This window comes from Streptomyces sp. NPDC021224, from assembly GCF_044332905.1.
GTDB lineage: Bacteria > Actinomycetota > Actinomycetes > Streptomycetales > Streptomycetaceae > Actinacidiphila.
In genome coordinates, this window is sequence record NZ_JBIRPW010000008.1 from 375,197 (window position 1) to 394,272 (window position 19,076).

General features: G+C 73.9%; 18 protein-coding genes. 9 read left to right on the top strand and 9 right to left on the bottom strand.

The features are described 5' to 3' along the window. Positions 1-4: 4 nt before the first annotated feature. A complete protein-coding gene (locus tag ACH4PY_RS22750; RefSeq protein ID WP_398185682.1) occupies positions 5-2,386 on the bottom strand; it encodes a trypsin-like peptidase domain-containing protein in 2,382 nt (793 codons plus the stop codon). Positions 2,387-2,608: 222 nt separating this feature from the next. Here ACH4PY_RS22750 and ACH4PY_RS22755 point away from each other — a divergent pair, with 222 nt between their 5' ends. From ACH4PY_RS22755 to ACH4PY_RS22765, 3 genes are read left to right on the top strand one after another with little or no spacing between them, the layout of a single operon-like run. Next, entirely contained in the window at positions 2,609-4,210 is a 1,602-nt protein-coding gene (locus ACH4PY_RS22755; protein WP_398185685.1) for a DUF4157 domain-containing protein, read from the top strand. A 7-nt stretch (positions 4,211-4,217) separates the two neighbouring features. Beyond that, positions 4,218-4,988, top strand: a complete 771-nt coding sequence (locus ACH4PY_RS22760; RefSeq protein WP_398185688.1) for a hypothetical protein — start codon at positions 4,218-4,220, stop codon at positions 4,986-4,988. A 19-nt stretch (positions 4,989-5,007) separates the two neighbouring features. Then, entirely contained in the window at positions 5,008-5,643 is a 636-nt protein-coding gene (locus ACH4PY_RS22765; RefSeq protein WP_398185691.1) for an HAD family hydrolase, read from the top strand. 193 nt (positions 5,644-5,836) lie between these two features. On the opposite strand, the gene ACH4PY_RS22770 is transcribed toward ACH4PY_RS22765, so the two are convergent. After that, positions 5,837-6,421: a TetR family transcriptional regulator gene (locus ACH4PY_RS22770; protein WP_398185694.1), complete on the bottom strand. Its 585-nt coding sequence runs from the start codon at positions 6,419-6,421 to the stop codon at positions 5,837-5,839. Positions 6,422-6,539: 118 nt separating this feature from the next. Here ACH4PY_RS22770 and ACH4PY_RS22775 point away from each other — a divergent pair, with 118 nt between their 5' ends. Then, positions 6,540-6,824: a hypothetical protein gene (locus ACH4PY_RS22775; protein WP_398185697.1), complete on the top strand. Its 285-nt coding sequence runs from the start codon at positions 6,540-6,542 to the stop codon at positions 6,822-6,824. A 72-nt stretch (positions 6,825-6,896) separates the two neighbouring features. On the opposite strand, the gene ACH4PY_RS22780 is transcribed toward ACH4PY_RS22775, so the two are convergent. Continuing rightward, the gene (locus ACH4PY_RS22780; RefSeq protein ID WP_398185700.1) at positions 6,897-7,652 is read right to left on the bottom strand and encodes an SDR family oxidoreductase; all 756 of its coding nucleotides are present in this window, start codon (positions 7,650-7,652) and stop codon (positions 6,897-6,899) included. 64 nt (positions 7,653-7,716) lie between these two features. Between ACH4PY_RS22780 and ACH4PY_RS22785 the strand changes: the two genes are divergently transcribed. Next, entirely contained in the window at positions 7,717-8,358 is a 642-nt protein-coding gene (locus ACH4PY_RS22785) for a helix-turn-helix domain-containing protein (protein WP_398185703.1), read from the top strand. 33 nt (positions 8,359-8,391) lie between these two features. On the opposite strand, the gene ACH4PY_RS22790 is transcribed toward ACH4PY_RS22785, so the two are convergent. Next, complete coding sequence (locus ACH4PY_RS22790; RefSeq protein ID WP_398185706.1) at positions 8,392-8,907, bottom strand: hypothetical protein; 516 nt, start codon at positions 8,905-8,907, stop codon at positions 8,392-8,394. A gap of 97 nt (positions 8,908-9,004) precedes the next feature. Then, positions 9,005-9,964 carry an AraC family transcriptional regulator gene (locus tag ACH4PY_RS22795; protein ID WP_398185708.1) on the bottom strand — a complete coding sequence of 320 codons (960 nt, stop codon included), beginning with the start codon at positions 9,962-9,964 and terminating at the stop codon, positions 9,005-9,007. A gap of 102 nt (positions 9,965-10,066) precedes the next feature. On the opposite strand from ACH4PY_RS22795, the gene ACH4PY_RS22800 reads away from it, so the two are divergent. The 3 genes from ACH4PY_RS22800 to ACH4PY_RS22810 all read left to right on the top strand — a co-directional run bounded on the left by ACH4PY_RS22800 (position 10,067) and on the right by ACH4PY_RS22810 (position 11,715). Then, positions 10,067-10,984: an MBL fold metallo-hydrolase gene (locus ACH4PY_RS22800; protein WP_398185711.1), complete on the top strand. Its 918-nt coding sequence runs from the start codon at positions 10,067-10,069 to the stop codon at positions 10,982-10,984. 96 nt (positions 10,985-11,080) lie between these two features. Next, positions 11,081-11,551 (top strand): hypothetical protein, encoded by a 471-nt coding sequence (locus ACH4PY_RS22805; protein WP_398185714.1) that lies wholly within the window; start codon positions 11,081-11,083, stop codon positions 11,549-11,551. Then, on the top strand, positions 11,548-11,715 hold the full coding sequence (locus ACH4PY_RS22810; RefSeq protein WP_398185717.1) for a hypothetical protein: 168 nt from the start codon (positions 11,548-11,550) through the stop codon (positions 11,713-11,715). The genes ACH4PY_RS22805 and ACH4PY_RS22810 overlap by 4 nt, the downstream gene beginning before the upstream one ends. A 175-nt stretch (positions 11,716-11,890) precedes the next feature. Here the strand turns inward: ACH4PY_RS22810 and ACH4PY_RS22815 are convergent, their stop codons facing one another. After that, positions 11,891-12,889 carry a zinc-dependent alcohol dehydrogenase family protein gene (locus tag ACH4PY_RS22815; protein ID WP_398185720.1) on the bottom strand — a complete coding sequence of 333 codons (999 nt, stop codon included), beginning with the start codon at positions 12,887-12,889 and terminating at the stop codon, positions 11,891-11,893. Positions 12,890-13,016: 127 nt separating this feature from the next. Here ACH4PY_RS22815 and ACH4PY_RS22820 point away from each other — a divergent pair, with 127 nt between their 5' ends. Further along, positions 13,017-13,598 (top strand): TetR/AcrR family transcriptional regulator, encoded by a 582-nt coding sequence (locus ACH4PY_RS22820; RefSeq protein WP_398185723.1) that lies wholly within the window; start codon positions 13,017-13,019, stop codon positions 13,596-13,598. A 324-nt stretch (positions 13,599-13,922) separates the two neighbouring features. On the opposite strand, the gene nuoN is transcribed toward ACH4PY_RS22820, so the two are convergent. Genes nuoN through nuoL form a run of 3 tightly spaced genes read right to left on the bottom strand, consistent with a single transcriptional unit; the run spans position 13,923 to position 19,071 of the window. Then, positions 13,923-15,578, bottom strand: coding sequence for an NADH-quinone oxidoreductase subunit NuoN (gene nuoN, locus ACH4PY_RS22825; RefSeq protein WP_398185726.1), 1,656 nt, complete (start codon positions 15,576-15,578; stop codon positions 13,923-13,925). Continuing rightward, entirely contained in the window at positions 15,575-17,164 is a 1,590-nt protein-coding gene (locus ACH4PY_RS22830) for an NADH-quinone oxidoreductase subunit M (RefSeq protein WP_398185728.1), read from the bottom strand. The genes nuoN and ACH4PY_RS22830 overlap by 4 nt, the downstream gene beginning before the upstream one ends. Before the next feature lie 2 nt (positions 17,165-17,166). Further along, on the bottom strand, positions 17,167-19,071 hold the full coding sequence (nuoL, locus tag ACH4PY_RS22835) for an NADH-quinone oxidoreductase subunit L (protein ID WP_398185731.1): 1,905 nt from the start codon (positions 19,069-19,071) through the stop codon (positions 17,167-17,169). Positions 19,072-19,076: the final 5 nt, after the last annotated feature.

The window sequence follows — 19,076 nt, forward strand, 5'->3', positions numbered from 1 at the left end:
GTGCTTAGTTGAGCGGGACGGGTTCGGTCAGGCCCGCCCCGCGGGGGTCCCAGCGGGGGTCCTCCCAGAGCAGGGCGAGGTGGGCGCCGAGTTTGCGGTCGTCGTTGCGGGCCTTGACGCGGCGGCGCCGCACCTCCTCGCGCAGGGAGCGCCGCCAGTCGTGGCCGACGAGTTCGAGCAGCGGGCCCGCGTCGCCGTCGCCCTGCCGGTGCCACAGCACGACCGGCACACCGTGGTGCCGGCACAGCCGCACGACCTGGTCGATGTGGGCGGGTGCGCAGGCGGCGAGGACGAGGGCGGCGTCGAGGTCCTCGCCCAGCAGTTCGTCGGCGTCGTCCGCGTCGCCGACGACGCTCGCGGCCGAACCGAGGCTGCCCCAGCGGCGTTCCCACGGGCCGCGCGTGGGCCGCCGCTGACCGCGCAGCACCACCACGTGGTCCAGGCCGAGCATGCGCGGGCCCACCTCCGGCACGGGGATGGGCCAGCGGTCGAAGGGCACCCCGAAGGAGCCGTGCTCCAGCAGGAACTCCACGCCCGCGTTCTGGCCCTGGTCGGCCAGGGTCCGTACCGCGTCGGCGAGTTCGGCGCACATGTCGGTGTGGCGGCGCGGGGTGTCCTGCGCGGACCAGGTGTTCAGCAGCCGGTCGTCGCCGCCGTAGAGACGGATGACGTAGCTGAAGGCGTCCCGGCCGCGCTCCCACAGCCACACCCGCAGCACCGGCAGCGCGCGGCCGCGCGTCCGGGCGCGGGCCCGCGCGTCGGCCCTGACCTGCTCCAGCGCCCCCGGCCGCACCCGCAGCCGGGCGGCGACCCGGCTGCTCCACTCGTGCAGCTCCGCCCGCAGGTCGGCCCGCAGCGCCGCCGTCTCCTCCACCACCTGGAGCAGCGGCGGCATCACCCCGGGGTCGGCGGCGCGGTCCTCCAACTGGTCCAGCAGCGCGGCCGTGTCCGGCAACCGGTCGGCGTACAGCGGCAGATACGGTACGGCCGCGCGCGCCGCGGCGAGGACGTCCGGCAGCGGTACGGCGGCGAGCAGCGCGCCGAGCCGGGTGTGGTCGTCGGGGCCGAGCAGCCGCACGGGAGTGCCGCTCGCCACCGCGTCCGCCAACACCCGCTCCAACGGCCCCGCTTCGGGCGCGGCCGGATCGGCGAACGCGTCCCGCAGGGCAGGCAGCCCGCGCGGGTGGGCCAGTGCGGCATCGGCGGCGGCGTGCGCGGTGCGCGGCGGCCCGCCGGGCAGGCGCAGCGCCCACCCCAGCAACTCCGCGCCGCGGGTGTGGCGTTCGGGCGACAGGGCGCCCAGGGCCCCGGTCAGCCGGGTGTGCAGCCACGCGTCGTGCGGGGTACGCGGGGCCGCCGGTCCAAGACCCGCACCGGCCAGCAGCGCGCGCACGGCGCCGGGCCCGATCGCGTAGTAGCGGCGGAACTCGTTCTCGACGCTCACCATGACGCCGACGAGCGCGCCCGCCGCGGAATCCCACAGGGGTCCGCCGCTGTAGCCGCGCCGGACGGCGAGCTGGGCGCTGCCCGGGTCGAGCAGCAGCCAGGGGCCGAGGGCCTTCTGCACGTGCACGTCGACGGCGGTGCGCCCGTCACCGCTCGCGTACCAGGCCCACGCCTTGCCGCCGAAGGGCGCCTCGCCGAGCCGTACCGGGGCGGCGGCGGGGGCGTCCGCGGGGAGCCGCAGCAGCGCGAGGTCGCCGTCCCACACCCCCGTGCGGGCCGCCGCGCGCGGCGCGTCCCACCGGACGAGCGTGGGCCGGTGGCGGCCCGGCCCGGCCGAGGGCAGGACGAGCGCGACGCCCGCGAGGTCGGCGTCCGCGGGTTCCGCGGCGGCCAGCCGGTCCCGGCCGAGGGCGGCGTTGACGACGTGCGCGCAGGTGAGGACGACCCCCTCGGCCACGACCACTCCGGCGCCCACGGCCACCCCGTCGGCGGCCGAGCACACCGCGACCCAGGCGGCGCGCAGGGGGGCGTCGGGGTCGTCAAGCTCGGTGTCGTAGACGGCCGTTGAGCCCGCACGACCGTCCTCCACCCCCGTCGAGGACCCGGCCGCGACGGGCGCGGGCCACCCCGCGAGAGCGGGCCTCGCGGGCGGCACGGGCCCGGGGGCGTACCGGCCCGAAGCCTGCGGTGTCCCGGGGGCCGGGGGCGGTCCCGGAGGGGGCGCGGTGGCGTCCGCGGGCGGTTCCGGCGGCCGGGGAGGCGGTGCGGGGTCCGGCCGGGCGGGCAGCTCGTGCGCGGCGGGGAGGGTGCGGGCTTCTCCGGCCGGCTCGCTGGCGGGGCGCTCCGGCGGCGCCGTGGGGGCGGGGCCCTGGGTGGGGGCCGGGTGGGCGTACGGGTGGCGGTCGTGCTCACCGTGGCTCCGGGCCGGGTACTCCCCCATACGCCCACTGTGCCAGAAGTCCCCAGCCCAGGGCCGGGGTTCGCGGCAAGGGCCGCACGCGGCGGCCCGCCCTGCCCTCCGCCGGGGCACCGTACCTCCCGTGCGCCGCACGTCGCGGTGCCCGCGCGTGCCCCCGGTTCTGCCCTCCGGTCCCTGGCGGCGCGGACAACGGGTGCGTAAAGAAAGAGGTGTTGCTGTTCCATCCGGGGAAAGGGGCCCCTTGTGCACGCCCGAGACGACGACAGGTCCCAGGTTGCCGAACGTGCCGCCCGGACGGAGGCGCGGGCCGCGCGCGGCAGCGTCGGCGCGGCCCTGACCGGGCTGAAGGCGATGCAGGCGGGGAGCGGCAACCGGGCCGTCGTCCAGATGCTGCGGCGGGCCGCGGCGGGCGGGCAGAGCAGCGGCGGCGGCACGGTGCAGCGCTCCGGCGTGCGGGACGTGCTGCGCAGGCCCGGTCGCCCGCTGGACGCGGGTCTCCGCTCGGACATGGAGGGCAGGATGGGGGCGGACTTCTCGGACGTCCGCATCCACGACGACAGTGCCGCGGCGGCCTCGGCCGCCGAGGTCGGCGCCCGGGCGTACACCTCGGGCAGCCATGTGGTGATCGGCAAGGGCGGCGCCGACCGGCGCACGCTCGCGCACGAGTTGACGCATGTGCTCCAGCAGCGGCAGGGCCCGGTCGCGGGCACCGACAACGGCGCGGGGCTCAAGGTCTCCGATCCCTCCGACCGCTTCGAGCGCGCGGCGGAGGCCAACGCGGTCCGGGTGATGCGGCGTCCGGCCCCCGGCGGCGACGGCGGGCACCCCCGGCACGAAGGCCACGCCGACCACGGCGGGCAGCACGCCGAGGAGGGGGAGCACGCCGCCGCACGTCCTGGCGCGGGCGGCGGCATGCTGCAACGCGCCGCCGTGTTCGAGCCGTTCACGAACATGACGCCCAGCCCGGCCACCCTCGGCGGCCTCACGACGGACACCCTCGCCGGGTCGGGCTACGTCTACCCGGGCGGCGGCACCCTCGGCAATTCCCTCTACCTGGAGAAGATGCTCAGCAACACCGGTGGCGGCTCGTCGCCGGGCGAGCCCGCGGACATCACGACGATGAAGCTCGCGGACGTCAACCTGGTCCGTGCCAGGGGCCAGCAGAACGTCGCCACGGCGATGCACGCGATCAACGGCGACTTCGTCGCGGGCGCCAACGACACGGCCTGGAACATCTTCATGGGCTCGGCGAAGTCCAACACCCAGGAGCACTTCCACAAGGTGGAGCGCCCCATCCGCGCCTCGATGCAGAGCGGCACCAACGGGCTCGTCGCGGCCTACGAGCAGTGGATCGCGGCCAATCCGCCGACAGCCCTCGGGGACGGGAAGGTCGGCTGGGCCGCGCCCGGCCAGACCGTGCAGGGCGCAGAGTCGAGCGCGAAGGCCCTCAAGCCGTACGAGACGTCGCACCCGGCCGTCACCCATGTCCTGGATCCGGCGGCGCCGCTGAGCAAGCCGCACGCCAAGTGGCCCAAGCTGGTCCACTACCGGGTGACGCCGAACTACACGTACAGCAGCGATCCGGCACAATGGCCGCAGTTCCTGAAGGACAACCTCCAGGCGGCCCAGAAGCTGGTGGACGACGAGCAGGCCAAGCCTGCCAACCAGCAGGACAAGGACGGGCTGAAGAACGAACTCGCGGCCATGGCGATCCTGAAGAAGCGGGCGCACCAGCTCTTCCCGGAGACCTACAGCTGCGCGGCGGACTACTACCTCGCGTCCTACAACCCGGCAGCCCCCTGGTACCACAGCAGCGAGTCGGACTCGTACGACGCGGAGGCCTGAGACGCCCATGCCCGAAGAGACCAGCACCCCCAAGCCCCCCGGCGTCTTCCTCGCGTACGCGCCCGCGGACGCCGAGCCCGCCGGTGCGCTCGACGCCCTGCTGCGTGCCGGGGGCGCCCGCACCGCAGTGGACGAAGCCCGCGACCTGTCGGACGAGTTGCCGGCCGAACCGGTGCTCCAGGACCTCGGGGCGTGCGACGTGCTCCTCGTCGTCTGGTCGAAGGCCGCGGCGCAGGACGCACACGTAAGCCAACAGCGCACGCACGCGGCCGACTTCGACAAGCCGTGCCTGGTGTGGCCCCTCGACGGCACCGACGTCCCGGACGGGGCCGATTCGGTGCCGCAGGGCGGTGACGCCTCCGAGGCCGCGGCCGCGGTCTACCGCCTGCTGGACCGGCAGCCCCCGCAGGCGGATCCGGCGCCGGGCGGCGTGGCCGTCGGGCCGGGCCGCTGGACGATCGCGAGCGACGCGCAGGACGGCGAGGTGCTGGAGGTCGAACTGACCGCCGACGGCTCCCCGGACGCGGAGCAGAGCGGCCACCTCACCGGCACGCACCGCCGGGCGGGCCTGGAGGGCAAGCTCACCGGCCGCTGGTGGTCCGCCCCCGCCGACTCCCGGCTCGACCTGGAACTGGAGTCCGCGTTCGGGCTGCGCCCGGTGCACGAGGAACGCCACCTCCAGCTCCGGGCCGACGGCCCCGACGCCCTCACCGCGCAGGACGTGCACGGCATCGCCGACCCCCGCGGCTACCACCTCACCCGGGGCGACGGCTCCTGAGCCGTGCTAAGCATGCTCCGTGACGTCCCACGGAGCAGCCCCGGCCTGGCCGTTCGACGCGGTCCTGTGCGACCTCGACAACGTGATCCGCTTCTTCGACACGTCCGCGCTCGCCGCCCTGGAACGCGCCGCGGGCCTGCCCGCGGGCACCACCGCCGCGGTCGCCTTCGCCCCCGAGGTGGACGGCCCGCTGCTGCTGGGCCGGATCACCAGGCGGGAGTGGGCCGCCACCATCGCCGCGGGCCTCGCCGATCGGGTATCGCCCGCGCAGGCAACGGAGTTGGCCGCCGCGATGGCCCACTCCCCGTTCCGCGCCGACCCGGCGGTGGTCGCCCTGCTGCGCCGTCTGCGCCCGCACATGCCGCTGGTCCTCGTCACCAACGCGGATCTCGATCTCGAAGCCGACCTCGACGCCCTGGGCCTGTCCGACCTCCCCCACCACGTCGTGAGCAGCGCCCGCGTCGGCGTGGCCAAACCCGCCCGGGAGATCTACGAGATCGCCGCCACCCGCGCCGGGGTCCCGCCCCACCGCTGCCTCTTCGTCGACGACCGCGAGGAGAACGTGACGGCGGCCGCCGCGCTCGGCATGACGGGCCTGCACTACCGCACCCTCGCCGACCTGGAACGCGCCCTGAGCGCGGTGCTCGGCGGGTAGCAGCAGTGTTCGGGTCGGCGCGGGTCAGGCGCACGTTCCGCAGGTGTGGGCGCCGATCGTGGTCAGCAGCTCCCGCGCCGCCGCGCGGACGGCGGGCCCGGGACCTCCTCCGCGGTGCCGTAGGCGTGGGTCAGCTCGTGCCAGCGCACACGGTGCACGCCCTTGAGGATCGCCCCCATCGCGGATCGCCTCCTCAGCGGGCCGTCAGGCGGCGGACGAGGGCCACGAGGGCGTCGCGTTCGGCGGCCGGGCCCGCGGCGGTGACCTCGGGCAGCAGCATGCGGGCGAGCTGGGGGAGGGTGAACCAGGACGCCGTCAGGGCGATCACCGCGTGCATGAGCTGGCCCGCGGTGAGGTCGGGGGCCAGGGCGCCGGACTGCCGGGCCGAGGCCACCGAGGCGACCTTCTGCGCGTAGTGCGCGGCGCGGGCGGGCTCGGCGGGGACGTGCGGGCCGCCCTGGAGGCCCTCCCACGCCAGGAGGCGGACGAAGTGCGGGTGGGCGCGGTGGTAGTCGTACACGCGGCCCGCGTAGTCGCCGAGGTCGGCCGCGTGGTCGGGGGTCAGCGGGACGGCCGCGGCGATCTTCTCCAGCTCCGCGGCGAGCACGGCCTCGAAGAGCTTCTGCTTGTCGCCGAAGTAGGGGTAGATGCGCTCCTTGTTGACGCCCGCGCGCTCGGCGATCCGCGCGACCCGCGCGCCCTCGGGGCCGTGCTCGGCGAACTCGGTCACGGCGGCGTCGAGCAGCAGCTGCTTGGTGCGTGCGGTGTCCCAGGCCATACGGCGAGTCTAGCCCAGATCTCCAACCAAGTAGTTGGAGATCTGGGCACAGGTGTGCCACACTTCCAACCGTCCGGTTGGAGATGGGCTCCGATCACGACCGCGAGGAGAGACCGCCATGTCCGCGAACGCCGCCGTGAACACCCCTGCGACCGCCACCGCCACCGCCCCGGCCGCCTCGCCCGCGCCCTCCGCGCACCGGCGCGCGGTCATCACCTGGCTCGCCGTCTACCCCGTGATCACCCTCGTCCTGGGCGTGCTCGGGCCGCGGATCGCGACGCTGCCGCTGCTGCTGCGCACGCTGATCCTGACCGGCATCGTCGTGCCCGTCGCCGCGTACGTCCTCGTCCCCGCACTGACGAAGGCACACGCCCGCCTCTCCGCCCGGGCACCCCGCCCGTAGCCCGCCGCCGACCGCGACGCCTCCCCCTCCGGGGCGCCGTGCTCGGCGGCGGGTCGGACCCGCCGGGGCCGGTCAGACGCGGGGGCCCAGGAAGAGGCCGCCGCTGGCGTCGATCACCTGGCCGGTCACCCAGCGGGCGGCGTCGGAGACGAGGAACGCGACGACGTCGGCCACGTCGTCGGGGCCGCCCAGGCGGCCGAGCGCCGTCATGTCCGCGATGGTCTCGGCCAGGCCCGGCACCGCGTCGAAGACGACGCCGTTCGTCGCGGTGCGGGTGGCTCCGGGCGCGACCGCGTTCACCGTGATGCCCCGGGGTCCGAGTTGGGCGGCGAGCGTCCTGCTCATCGTCTCGACGGCGCCCTTCGTCATGGCGAAGGACGTCTGCGTCGGGTTGGCCATCCGGGTCGCGACCGACGAGAGCGTGACGATCCGGCCGCCGTCGCGCATCAGCGGCAGCGCGCGCTCGACGATGAAGTACGGCGCCCGGACGTTGACCGCGAAGAGGCGGTCGAACTGCGTGCGGGTCGTCGCGCCGAGCGGGCCCGCGGGCGCGGCGGCCGCGTTGTTGACGAGGATGTCCAGCGGGCGCCCGTCGAGCCCCGCCTCGACACCGTCGAAAAGCCTCTCCACGTCGCCGTCCAGGCCCAGTTCGGACTGGACGGCGAAGCCGGTCCCGCCGTCGCGCTCGATCGCCTCGACCGTCGCCGCCGCCCCTCCCACGTCGGCGCCGTAGTGCACGGCGACCACGGCCCCTTCAGCGGCCAGCCGGGTCGCGACCGCCTGCCCGATGCCGCGCGACGCGCCTGTCACCAGAGCCGTTCTGCCCATCAGTTCACCCACGTCGCCACCCCGTCCACATGTGAGTCACTAACATGATGGTAGTGTCTACCACATGAGCGAGCGGCACCCAACTCTGCGGGAAAGACGGCGACTTGAGACACGCGGCCTCATCCAGGCGCACGCGGTACGGCTGTTCACCGACCGCGGCTACGACGCCGTGACGGTGGCGGACGTCGCCGAGGCCGCGGGGATCTCGGCCATGACCGTCTACCGGCACTTCCCCACCAAGGAGGACCTCGTCCTCATCGACCAGCCCGCCCGGCTGATCGCCGAACGCGTCGCCGCCTCCCCCGCCGACCAGCCGCTGGTACGCCGGGTCGGCGGCGCGCTCGTCGCCGCGGCCGCCGCCCTCACCGAGGGGAACGGCCCCGGCGCGGACGAACGGTTCCTCCTGGACTGCCTGCGGCTCATGGTCGCGACCCCCGCCCTGCGGGCCCGGCACCTGGACAGCCAGTACGCGCTCCAGCAGGCGATCGTCGACGCCCTGGGCGACACCGGCGTCCACGCCGACGGCACCGACCCCGACGCCGCCTTCCGGGCCCGCGCCGCGACCAGCGCCTGCCTGGCCGCGATGCACACCGCGCTGACCCGCTGGACCGAGGACGACGGGCGAAGCTCCCTGCCCGACCTCATCGCGCGCGCACTCACCGCGTCGTTCGGCCCCGGCGCCCTCGCCCCGCGCGGGGCGGGCTGAGGCGGCCGGGCACGACAACCGGGCGGGCTTCCCTCAGCCCAGCGTCGCCGTGAACCTCCCGGCCTCGGCGTCCGCTTCCGTGACCGCGATCCTGCCCCGGTGGGCGATCTCCACCGCGTAGAACGTGCGGCCCGCCGGGACGCCCAGCACCGTCACCGGGAACTCGCACGCCGCGCTGCTGTAACCGGCCTGCCCTCGCAGCCCCTCGCCCAGCGAGCCCGTGGCGACCACCGTGCCCGTGGCGTCGTACACCGTCACCGCGGCGCCCTGCACGATGTCGTCGTAGCCGCCGGAGCCCGCGCACGAAGCCGCCTCCTCGTCGAGGTCCACGGCGTGGGAGAGGGAGAGCGTCCCCAGCAGGGTGAACGGCGTGGGCGCGGGCGGCGAGGACCCCGCGGTGGACAGGGCCCAGGCCGCGCCCACACCACCGCCGCCGAGCACCAGTCCCGCCACCGCGCCCAGGGCGACCGGCCGCCACCGCCCCGCGCGCGGGACGGGCGGGGTCGCGTCGGCGGCCAGGGCACGCGCGGCGGGCGGTTCGTCGGACATGTGCGGCAGCATCCCACCCCCGCCGGCCACGCGCGGCCGCGGACCCGAATCGTGACCCGGGGACGAACACCGGGAAGGACGCCGCCCCGTCAGCACGTCACCCGGCGTCGGGGACGGGGTCGGGGTCGGGGTCCGGGTCGGGCGGCGGCACCGGAAGTGCCGCCCGGAAGCGCCCCGGCGTCGTACCGAACTCGCGGCTGAACGCGTGCGAGAGGGCGTACGGCGTGCCGTAGCCGACCCGGCGCGCGACCGCGGCGAGCGGGTCGGCGGTGTCGCGGAGGAGGGTGGCGGCGAGGGTGAGGCGCCACCAGGTGAGGTAGGCCATCGGGGGGCGGCCCACCAGACCGGTGAACCGGCGCGCCAGGGTGGCGCGGGAGACCCCGATCTCGGCGGCGAGGCGGTCGTTGGTCCACCCGGCGGCCGGGTCCGAGTGCAGGGCGCGGAGCGCGGCGGCGGCCACCGGGTCGCCGAGCACGGCGGGCCAGACGCCCTGCGTGTCCTCGGCCAGCCACGCGCGGATCATGTACACGAGCAGCAGGTCGAGCAGGCTGGGGACGGCGACGCACGCCCCGGGGAGGCGCTCCCCCAACTCCCTTCCGAGCAGGTCGATGGCGGCCCTGAGCGCGGGATGGCCGCCGACCTCGTGCCGGAGGTGCACGACCTGCGGCAGCTCGGCCATGAGCGGGTGCATCCGGCTGCGGTCGAGCCGGTACTTCCCGCACAGCATCTGCACCTCCCCGGTGCCCGGGGCGCCCTGGTGGCCCGTCTCCCGCCATCGCTCGAAGGGCACGGCCTCTTCCGGCGCGACGGCCTCGCCGCCAGCATGGGCGAGCACGTGCCCCGCACCGTGCGGCAGCAGCACCACGTCACCCGTGCCGAGCAGCTGCGGGGGCCCGCCGCCCTCGGGCACGAGCCGGCAGGCCCCCTTGAGCACGATGTGGAAGCCCGCGCCGCCGTACGGGGCGAACCGGGTGGCCCACCTCCCGCCTGCCTCCACGCGGGTCGAGGACGTACGCCCGAGGCGTACGGCGGCGATCGCGTCGCTCACGACATCCATCGCGCCAGCGTACCGAGGCACGGCAAGCGTGAGCCGTACGCGTATCCGCATGAGCCGGATAGGCATTGAGCACCTCACCTCGCGCTTTCTAGGCTCGCTCGCATGGACACCGAGAACGCGCAGCGCCTCCAGCTGGGGGACGTCGAGATCATCCGGCTCGTGGAGTGGCAGGGGCCGTACGCGCCCGCCCGCACGCTGGTCCCGGACGCCCCGGCGCGGCTGTGGGAGGAGTACGAGGACCAACTCGCCCCGGATCACTGGCGGCCCGACGGCGACCAGGCCGTGGTCGCCCTCCAGACGTGGGTCCTGCGCAGCGGCGGCGCGACGATCGTGGTGGACCCGGGGACGGGGGACGACCGCGAGCGGCCGGGCTCGCCGATGTTCCACCGCCGCCACAGCGACCTCCTCGACCGGCTGACCCGGCTGGCGGGCATCCGCCCCGAGGACGTCGACCTCGTCGTCAACACCCACCTGCACGCCGACCACGTCGGCGGCAACACCACCGGCCCCGCGGGCGCGTGGACCCCCGCCTTCCCCCATGCCCGCTATCTGCTGCCCGCCGCCGACGACTTCCACTTCGGCCCGTCGAACGGCTACGGGGGCGGGCGGCGGCGCGACGACCAACTCCTCTACCAGGACAGCATCGCCCCGCTCCACCGGGCCGGACAGGCCGAGGTGTGGCACGGCACCCACCGCATCGACGCCCACCTCACCCTGGAGTCCGCCCCCGGCCACACCCCCGGTTCGGCCGTCCTCCACATCGACTCCTCGGGCGAACGCGCGGTTTTCGCGGGCGACTTGCTGCACTCCCCCGTCCAGGTCCTCGCCCCGGCGTGCAGCAGTTGCCTCTGCCTGGATCCCGCCCAGGCCGCGATCTCTCGCCGCCGCGTCCTCGAACGGGCTGCCGACGAGCGCGCGTTGCTCATCCCCGCGCACTTCGCCGGGGCGGGGGCGGTGGAAGTCCGCCGCGCGGGCGGCGCGTTCACCTTCGGGGAGTGGGCTGCCTACCGGACGCGGTAGCCCGCAGGACCCGAGCCGGACGTTTCGGGCGCGGCGGGCGGCCGTACGGCGCTACGGTTCACCTCGTCCGCATGTTGCAGGTGTTGGGGGGCCGGGGTGGCCGGAACCGATGTGGTGGTGGCGTTGCTGCACGCGTGGTCGGCGCGCAGGAGCTTGCCTCGGAGGAGGGACCGGCGCGAGGCGGAGCTGGACGCCGCCCTGGACGCGGGCCTGGAGCGGGTGCACCGGATCGTGGCCGAACACCTCAGCGGCGAGGGCGCGTTGACCGCCGTCGAGGAGGAGGCGGCCGCGGGTGCCGCGCAGCCCTCCCCGCAGGCGAGTCGGACCCTGGAAGCAGCCCTGGAGGGCGCGGTCGGCCACGATCCCGCCTTCGCCCAGGCCCTCAAGGAGGCGGTGGCCGCGGCGCTGGCGGAATACCGCGGCTCCGCCGTCGCGTCCGGCGACGGAATCGCCATCGTCGGCAACGTCACGATCCGTGTGGAGGGCGCGGGCTCCGTCGCCGCGCTGAAGACGGGTGACGTGACCGTCGAAAACCCTCCCCCGCCGGGCTCGCCGTCTACCCCGTGATCACCCTCGTCCTGGGCGTGCTCGGGCCGCGGATCGCGACGCTGCCGCTGCTGCTGCGCACGCTGATCCTGACCGGCATCGTCGTGCCCGTGGCCGCGTACGTCCTCGTCCCCGCACTGACGAAGGCCCACGCCCGCCTCTCCGCCCGGACCCGCCGCCCGTAGGTCCACGCCGGACGACGGGTCCGGCACGCGGATCGACCGCCGAGGCCACCGCGTCCGCGGACCGCCGGAAGCCGCACTCCACGCCCCGCACACCAGGGCGCGAGGCGACGGTCCCGGAGCGCACCCCGGCCGACCCGGTTCGTCGGGCAGTCCGCATTCCGGAGGCACCGGGGTCTCAGTCCGACAGCGGGGCGCAGGACACGACGATCTTGCCGTGCGCCTGCTGCCCGCCCGCGAGGTAGCGGTGGGCCTCGGCGATGTCCTCCAGCGCGAACACCCGGTCGACGGCCGGGTCCAGTTCGCCGGTGCGCAGGCCCGCGAAGAGGAAGGCCGCGATACGGCCTACGGCCGCGGGGTCGAGGGTGTGCTCGAAGCTCATGTAACGGTGGGTGGTGACGGGATGCGCGGGGTAAGGCGCCGGGCGCGGGTCGAGCCAGCCGACGGTAACGAGGGTGCCGGTGAAACGCCTGGCGGCGCGGGCCAGATCGGCGAGGCCGGGGCCCATGACGGAGTCGAGGACGACATCGGCTCCCCGGCCGTCCGTGAGCCGGGTTGTGGCCTCGACGACGTCCTCCCGGTCCGTGGCGACGACGGCGGAGGCTCCCGCGGCGAGCAGGGCGTCCTCCTTCGCCGCGTGCCGGGTCACAGCGACGGGCACGGCGCCGATCCGGCGCGCGATCTGGATCGCGGCGAGGCCGACGGTGCCGGAGGCGGCGGTGATCAGGACGGTGTCGCCCGGCCGCGTCCCGGCCTTCTCCACGAGCGCCCCGTAGGCGGTGGAGTAGGCGACCCACAGCGCGGCGGCCCGCACCGGGTCGAGACCCGCGGGGCGCCGGACGACCCGGGCGGCCGGCAGCACCGTGCTGTCGGCGTAGGTGCCGCGGGACGTCATCTCGGGCACCGCGGTGATCAGGACGGCATCGCCGACCGCGAGCCCCTCGACTCCCGCGCCCACAGCGTCGACGACGCCCGTCCCCTCGCAGCCCAGCCGGGCACGCGGGAGCCGTACCGGGACCGGGGAGGTACCGGAACGCGTCATCTCGTCCAGCCGGTTGACCGCGGCCGCCTCGATCCTGATCCGTACCTCGCCGGGCCCCGGGTCCGCGACCGGTTCGTCGACGAGGCGCAGAACCTCCGGACCGCCGGTCTCGTCGAACAGGACAACGCGCGCCATGACATGACTCCCCTCGGGCACAACGGCGACCTCCCGGCCGGGAGCGCCGCTTGCCGACTCCCCCCATTCTTTGTACGGTCGTTCTAGGAAGTCAACCGAGACCCTCGACGACCCTCAGGAGGCGGCGATGACGGGGCGGCCCGTGGACCACGAGCGGCGTGCCGCGCTGCTCGACCGCGTCGTGGACTTCACGGTCGAGCACGGCTTCAATGACATCTCGTGGCGGCCCGTCGCCGCCGCCCTGGACGTCTCGCCCACCACGCTGGTGCACCACTTCGGCTCGAAGGACCAGATGCTCCAGGCCGTCCTGGAACGCCTGCGGGAACGCACCTTCGAGGCCACCGACACCGCCGGCGACAAGGAGCGGGGGGCGGCCTCGGCCGCGCGGACGGTCTGGGAGCGGACGTCCGCCCCGGAGCGGGAGGCCGAGTTCCGCCTGTTCTTCGCCGCCTACGGCCGTGCGCTCCAGGACCCCGAACGCTTCCCCGACTTCCTGGAGCACGTCGTCGCCGACTGGCTGGGATCCCTGGTGCAGATGCAGGGGCCGCACACGGACCCGGCGGCGGCCGCCCGCGAGGCCACCCTCGTCATCGCGACGATCCGCGGCCTGCTCCTCGACCTCCTGGCCACCGGTGACCGGGCCAGGGTCCAGGACGCCGCCGAGCACTTTCTCGCCGGACTCCGCGACAGTCCCGGCCGTCCCGGGTAGCCGCCGGGCGCGGGACGGCGCCCCCGTTCCCATGTCAGCAGGGGCGGAGCCGCACCGCTTTCGGAGAGCGGGCCGCCTCCCGGACGCGGTGACCGGGGGCCTTTGAGCCGGACGCCTTCGGCCAGGCGGGCTCCTCCCTCGGCCTGCTCGACGGCATCACGCGCGTTCTGGGCCCCGACCGCCTCCACGCCCGCCCCGCAGGATCTCGCCTTCTGGCGCGAGCGCATCACCGAGGCCCCCGACACCCCGCCTGACCCCCCGAACGCCGACGGGGCGCGGTCCCCGAAGGATCCGCGCCCCGTCAGAACTCCGCAGCCCGCAGGGCTACCGCACGAACACGCCCGCCTTGTCCGCCAGGTCGAGGAAGTACTGCGGCGCGAGGCCGAGCACCAGGGTGACCGCGACGCCGAGCGCGATCGCCGTGGACGTCAGGGGCGAGGGGACGGCCACCGTGGGGCCGTCCGGCTTCGGCTCGCTGAAGAACATCAGGACGATCACCCGGATGTAGAAGAACGCGGCGACCGCCGACGAGATGACGCCGACGATGACCAGCGGCATCGCGCCGCCCTCCGACGCGGCCTTGAAGACCGCGAACTTCCCCGCGAAGCCGGACGTCAGCGGGATGCCGGCGAAGGCCAGCAGGAAGACCGCGAAGACCGCCGCGACGAGCGGCGAGCGGCGGCCGAGGCCGGCCCAGCGGGAGAGGTGGGTGGCCTCGCCGCCCGCGTCGCGGACCAGGGTGACGACGGCGAAGGCGCCGAGGGTCACGAAGGAGTAGGCGGCGAGGTAGAAGAGGACCGAGGAGATGCCGGACGGGGTGGTCGCGATGACACCCGCGAGGATGAAGCCCGCGTGGGCGATCGACGAGTAGGCCAGCAGGCGCTTCACGTCGGTCTGGGTCACGGCGATGATCGCGCCGGCCAGCATGGTGACGATCGCGACGCCCCACATGACCGGGCGCCAGTCCCAGCGCATGCCGGGCAGGACGACGTAGAGCAGCCGGAGCAGCGCGCCAAAGGCGGCGACCTTGGTGGCGGAGGCCATGAAGCCGGTCACCGGGGTCGGGGCGCCCTGGTAGACGTCCGGGGTCCACATGTGGAAGGGCACCGCGCCGACCTTGAAGAGCAGGCCCATGGCGACCATCGCGAGGCCGATGAGCAGCAGCGCGTCGTTGCCGGTGGTGTTCGCGAGCGCGGGCGTCATGGTGGCGGTGCCGTCGACGACCGACGAGATGCCGCCGTAGGTGACGGTGCCGGAGTAGCCGTAGAGCAGCGCGATGCCGAAGAGCAGGAAGGCCGACGAGAAGGCGCCCAGCAGGAAGTACTTGACGGCGGCTTCCTGCGACATCAGGCGGTTGCGGCGGGCCAGCGCGCACAGGATGTACAGCGGCAGCGAGAAGACCTCCAGCGCGACGAAGAGCGTCAGCAGGTCGTTCGCGGCGGGGAAGACGAGCATGCCGCCGACGGCGAACATCAGCAGCGGGAAGACCTCGGTGCTGGTGAACCCGGCCCGGACGGCGGCCTTCTCCTGGTCGCTGCCGGGGACGGCGGAACCCTGTGCGGCGAAGGAGTCGACGCGGTTGCCGTGCGCCCTGGGGTCGAGGCGGCGCTCGGCGAAGGTGAAGACGGCGACCAGGCCGACCAGCAGGATCGTGCCCTGGAGGAAGAGCGCGGGGCCGTCGACCGCGACCGCGCCCATCGCCGCGATGTGGGCCTTGGTCGTGCCGTAGCCCTTCTCGGCCAGTGCCACGACCGCCGCGAAGGAGGCGGCGAGGCCCACCGCGGCCAGGCCGACCTGCGCGGTGTAGCGGGAGCGGCGCGGCAGGAAGGCCTCGACCAGGACGCCGAGCGCCGCGACCCCGAAGACGATCAGGACCGGTGCGAGCTGGGCGTACTCGATGTGTGGCGAGGGGAACTTGTCGGTGGATGCCGCCGCTGTCCACAGGCTGTGGACAGCGGGGCCCGTGGCTCGTGCGCTCACTTCTTCGCCTCCAGCGCGGGCTTGGGGTCGGTCTTGTGCACGTCGGAGAGCGTGTGGTGCACCGACGGGTTGACGATGTCGGTGACCGGCTTCGGGTAGACGCCGAGGAAGAGCAGCAGCGCGATCAGCGGCGCGACGACCACCAGTTCACGTGCCTTGAGGTCGGACATGCCCTCGATGCCGGCCTTGACCGGGCCGGTCATCGTGCGCTGGTAGAGCACCAGCACGTACAACGCGGCGAGGACGATGCCGAGGGTCGCGACGATACCGATCACCGGGTAGCGGCTGAACGTGCCGACCAGCACCAGGAACTCGCTGACGAAGGGCGCGAGTCCGGGCAGCGACAAGGTGGCGAGTCCGCCGATCAGGAAGGTGCCGGCGAGCACCGGGGCGACCTTCTGCACCCCGCCGAAGTCGGCGATCATGCGCGAGCCGCGCCGGGTGATGAGGAAGCCCGCGACGAGCATCAGCGCGGCGGTGGAGATGCCGTGGTTGACCATGTAGAGCGTCGCGCCGGACTGGCCCTGGCTGGTCATCGCGAAGATGCCCAGGATGATGAAGCCGAAGTGCGACACGGACGCGTACGCGATCAGCCGCTTGATGTCGCGCTGGCCGACGGCGAGCAGGGCGCCGTAGACGATGCTGATGAGCGCGAGCACCAGGATGACCGGGGTGGCCCACTTGGACGCCTCCGGGAAGAGCTGGAGGCAGAAGCGCAGCATCGCGAAGGTGCCGACCTTGTCGACGACCGCGGTGATGAGGACGGCGACCGGCGCGGTGGACTCGCCCATCGCGTTGGGCAGCCAGGTGTGCAGCGGCCACAGCGGGGCCTTCACCGCGAAGGCGAAGAAGAAGCCCAGGAAGAGCCAGCGTTCGGTGGAGGTCGCGATGTCGAGCTTGCCGTCGGCGCGGGCCTGGAGGATCTCCGGGAGGGAGAAGGTGCCGGTGCCGAGCTGGTGCGCGGTGACGGTGTAGAGGCCGATCACCGCGGCCAGCATGATGAGGCCGCCGGCGAGGTTGTAGAGCAGGAACTTCACGGCCGCGTACGACCGCTGGCGGGCCGCCTCCTCCTCGCCGGACGCGTGCGCCCGGTCACCGAAGCCGCCGATGAGGAAGTACATCGGGATGAGCATGGCTTCGAAGAAGATGTAGAAGAGGAAGACGTCGGTGGCCTCGAAGGACAGCACCACCATGGCCTCGACCAGCAGGATCAGCGCGAAGAAGCCCTGGGTGGGCCGCCAGCGCCGGCTGGTCTCCTCCATCGGGTCGGCGTCGTGCCAGCCGGCCAGCATCACGAACGGGATGAGCAGCGCGGTGAGCGCGACCATCACCGCCCCGATGCCGTCGACGCCGAGGTCGTAGCGGAGCCCGAAGTCCTTGATCCAGGCGTGCGACTCGGTCAGCTGGTAGCGGGCGCCGTCCGGGTCGAAGCGGACCAGGACGATCGCCGCGAGCACGAGCGTCGCGAGCGCGAAGAGCAGCGCCGTGTACTTGGCGGCGGTCTTCCGCGCCGCCGGCACCGCCGCGGTGACCACGGCACCGGCCGCGGGGACCACGGCGGTCACGGTCAGGAGTGGGAAGGACATCGTCAGACCGCCCTCATCAGAAGAGTCGCGGCCACCAGCACCGCGGTGCCGCCGAGCATCGAGACGGCGTACGAGCGCACGTAGCCGTTCTGCAGCTTGCGCAGCCGTCCCGACAGGCCGCCGACGGAGGCGGCGGTGCCGTTGACGACGCCGTCGACCAGCGAGTGGTCGAGGTAGACGAGCGAGCGGGTCAGGTGCTCGCCGCCGCGGACCAGCACGACATGGTTGAAGTCGTCCTGGAGCAGGTCCCTGCGGGCGGCCCGGGTCAGCAGCGAGCCGCGCGGCGCGACGGCGGGGACGGACCGGCGCCCGTACATCAGCCAGGCGATGCCGACGCCGACGACCAGGCAGACCATGGTGCACGCGGTGACGGTGCCCGCGCTGAGCGGCGAGTCGCCCTCGCTGTGGCCGGTGACCGGCTCCAGCCAGTGCACGAAACGGGAGTTGAGGCTGAAGAGCGCACCGGCGAAGACCGACCCGAAGGCCAGGATGATCATGGGGATGGTCATCGAGGACGGCGACTCGTGCGGGTGCGGCTCGTGGCCCTCCGCGTCCGGCTGCCAGCGCTTCTCGCCGAAGAAGGTCATGAGCATCACGCGGGTCATGTAGAACGCGGTGATCGCCGCGCCCAGCAGGGCCGCGCTGCCGAGGATCCAGCCCTCGGTGCCGCCCTTGGCGTACGCGGCCTCGATGATCTTGTCCTTGGAGAAGAAGCCGGACAGGCCCGGGAAGCCGATGATCGCGAGGTAGCCGAGGCCGAAGGTCACGAAGGTGACCGGCATGTACTTCCGCAGGCCGCCGTAGCGGCGCATGTCGACCTCGTCGTTCATGCCGTGCATGACCGAGCCCGCGCCGAGGAACAGGCCGGCCTTGAAGAAGCCGTGCGTGACCAGGTGCATGATCGCGAAGACGTAGCCGATCGGGCCGAGGCCCGCGGCCATGATCATGTAGCCGATCTGCGACATCGTCGATCCGGCGAGCGCCTTCTTGATGTCGTCCTTCGCGCAACCGACGATCGCACCGAACAGCAGCGTGACCGCGCCGACGGTGACCACCGCGGTCTGCGCGTCGGGCGCGGCGTTGAAGATCGCGCCGGAGCGGGTGATGAGGTAGACGCCCGCGGTCACCATGGTCGCGGCGTGGATGAGGGCCGAGACCGGGGTCGGGCCCTCCATCGCGTCGCCCAGCCAGGACTGCAGCGGCACCTGCGCCGACTTGCCGCACGCGGCGAGCAGCAGCATGAAGCCGATACCGGTGATCGTGGCGTGCTGCGTGGCCGACGCCTGCTGCGCCTTCGGCAGCACCTCGGTGAAGGCGAACGAGCCGAAGGTGGTGAACATCAGCATGATCGCGACCGACAGGCCGATGTCGCCGACCCGGTTGACGATGAAGGCCTTCTTCGCCGCGGTCGCCGCGCTCGGCTTGTGCTGCCAGAAGCCGATCAGCAGGTACGAGGCGAGGCCCACGCCCTCCCAGCCGGCGTACAGCAGGAAGTAGTTGTCGGCGAGGACCAGCAGCAGCATGGCCGCGAGGAAGAGGTTGAGGTAGCCGAAGAAGCGGCGGCGGCGCTCGTCGTGCGCCATGTAGCCGATCGAGTAGACGTGGATGAGCGTGCCCACGCCGGTGATCAGCAGCACGAACGTCATCGACAGCTGGTCCAGCTGGAAGCCGACGTCGGCCTGGAAGCCGTCGACCGGCACCCAGGTGAACAGGTGCGAGTGCAGGGCGCGGTCGTCCGCGCTCTTGCCCAGCATGTTGACGAACAGGACCGCACCGAGGACGAAGGACAGCAGGGCGAGCAGCGTGCCGAGCAGGTGGCCGGTGCGGTCCAGCCGCCGGCCTCCGGTCAGCAGCACGCCCGCGCCGAGCAGCGGCGCCGCGACGAGCAGTCCGATCAGGGTTTCCACTGTCG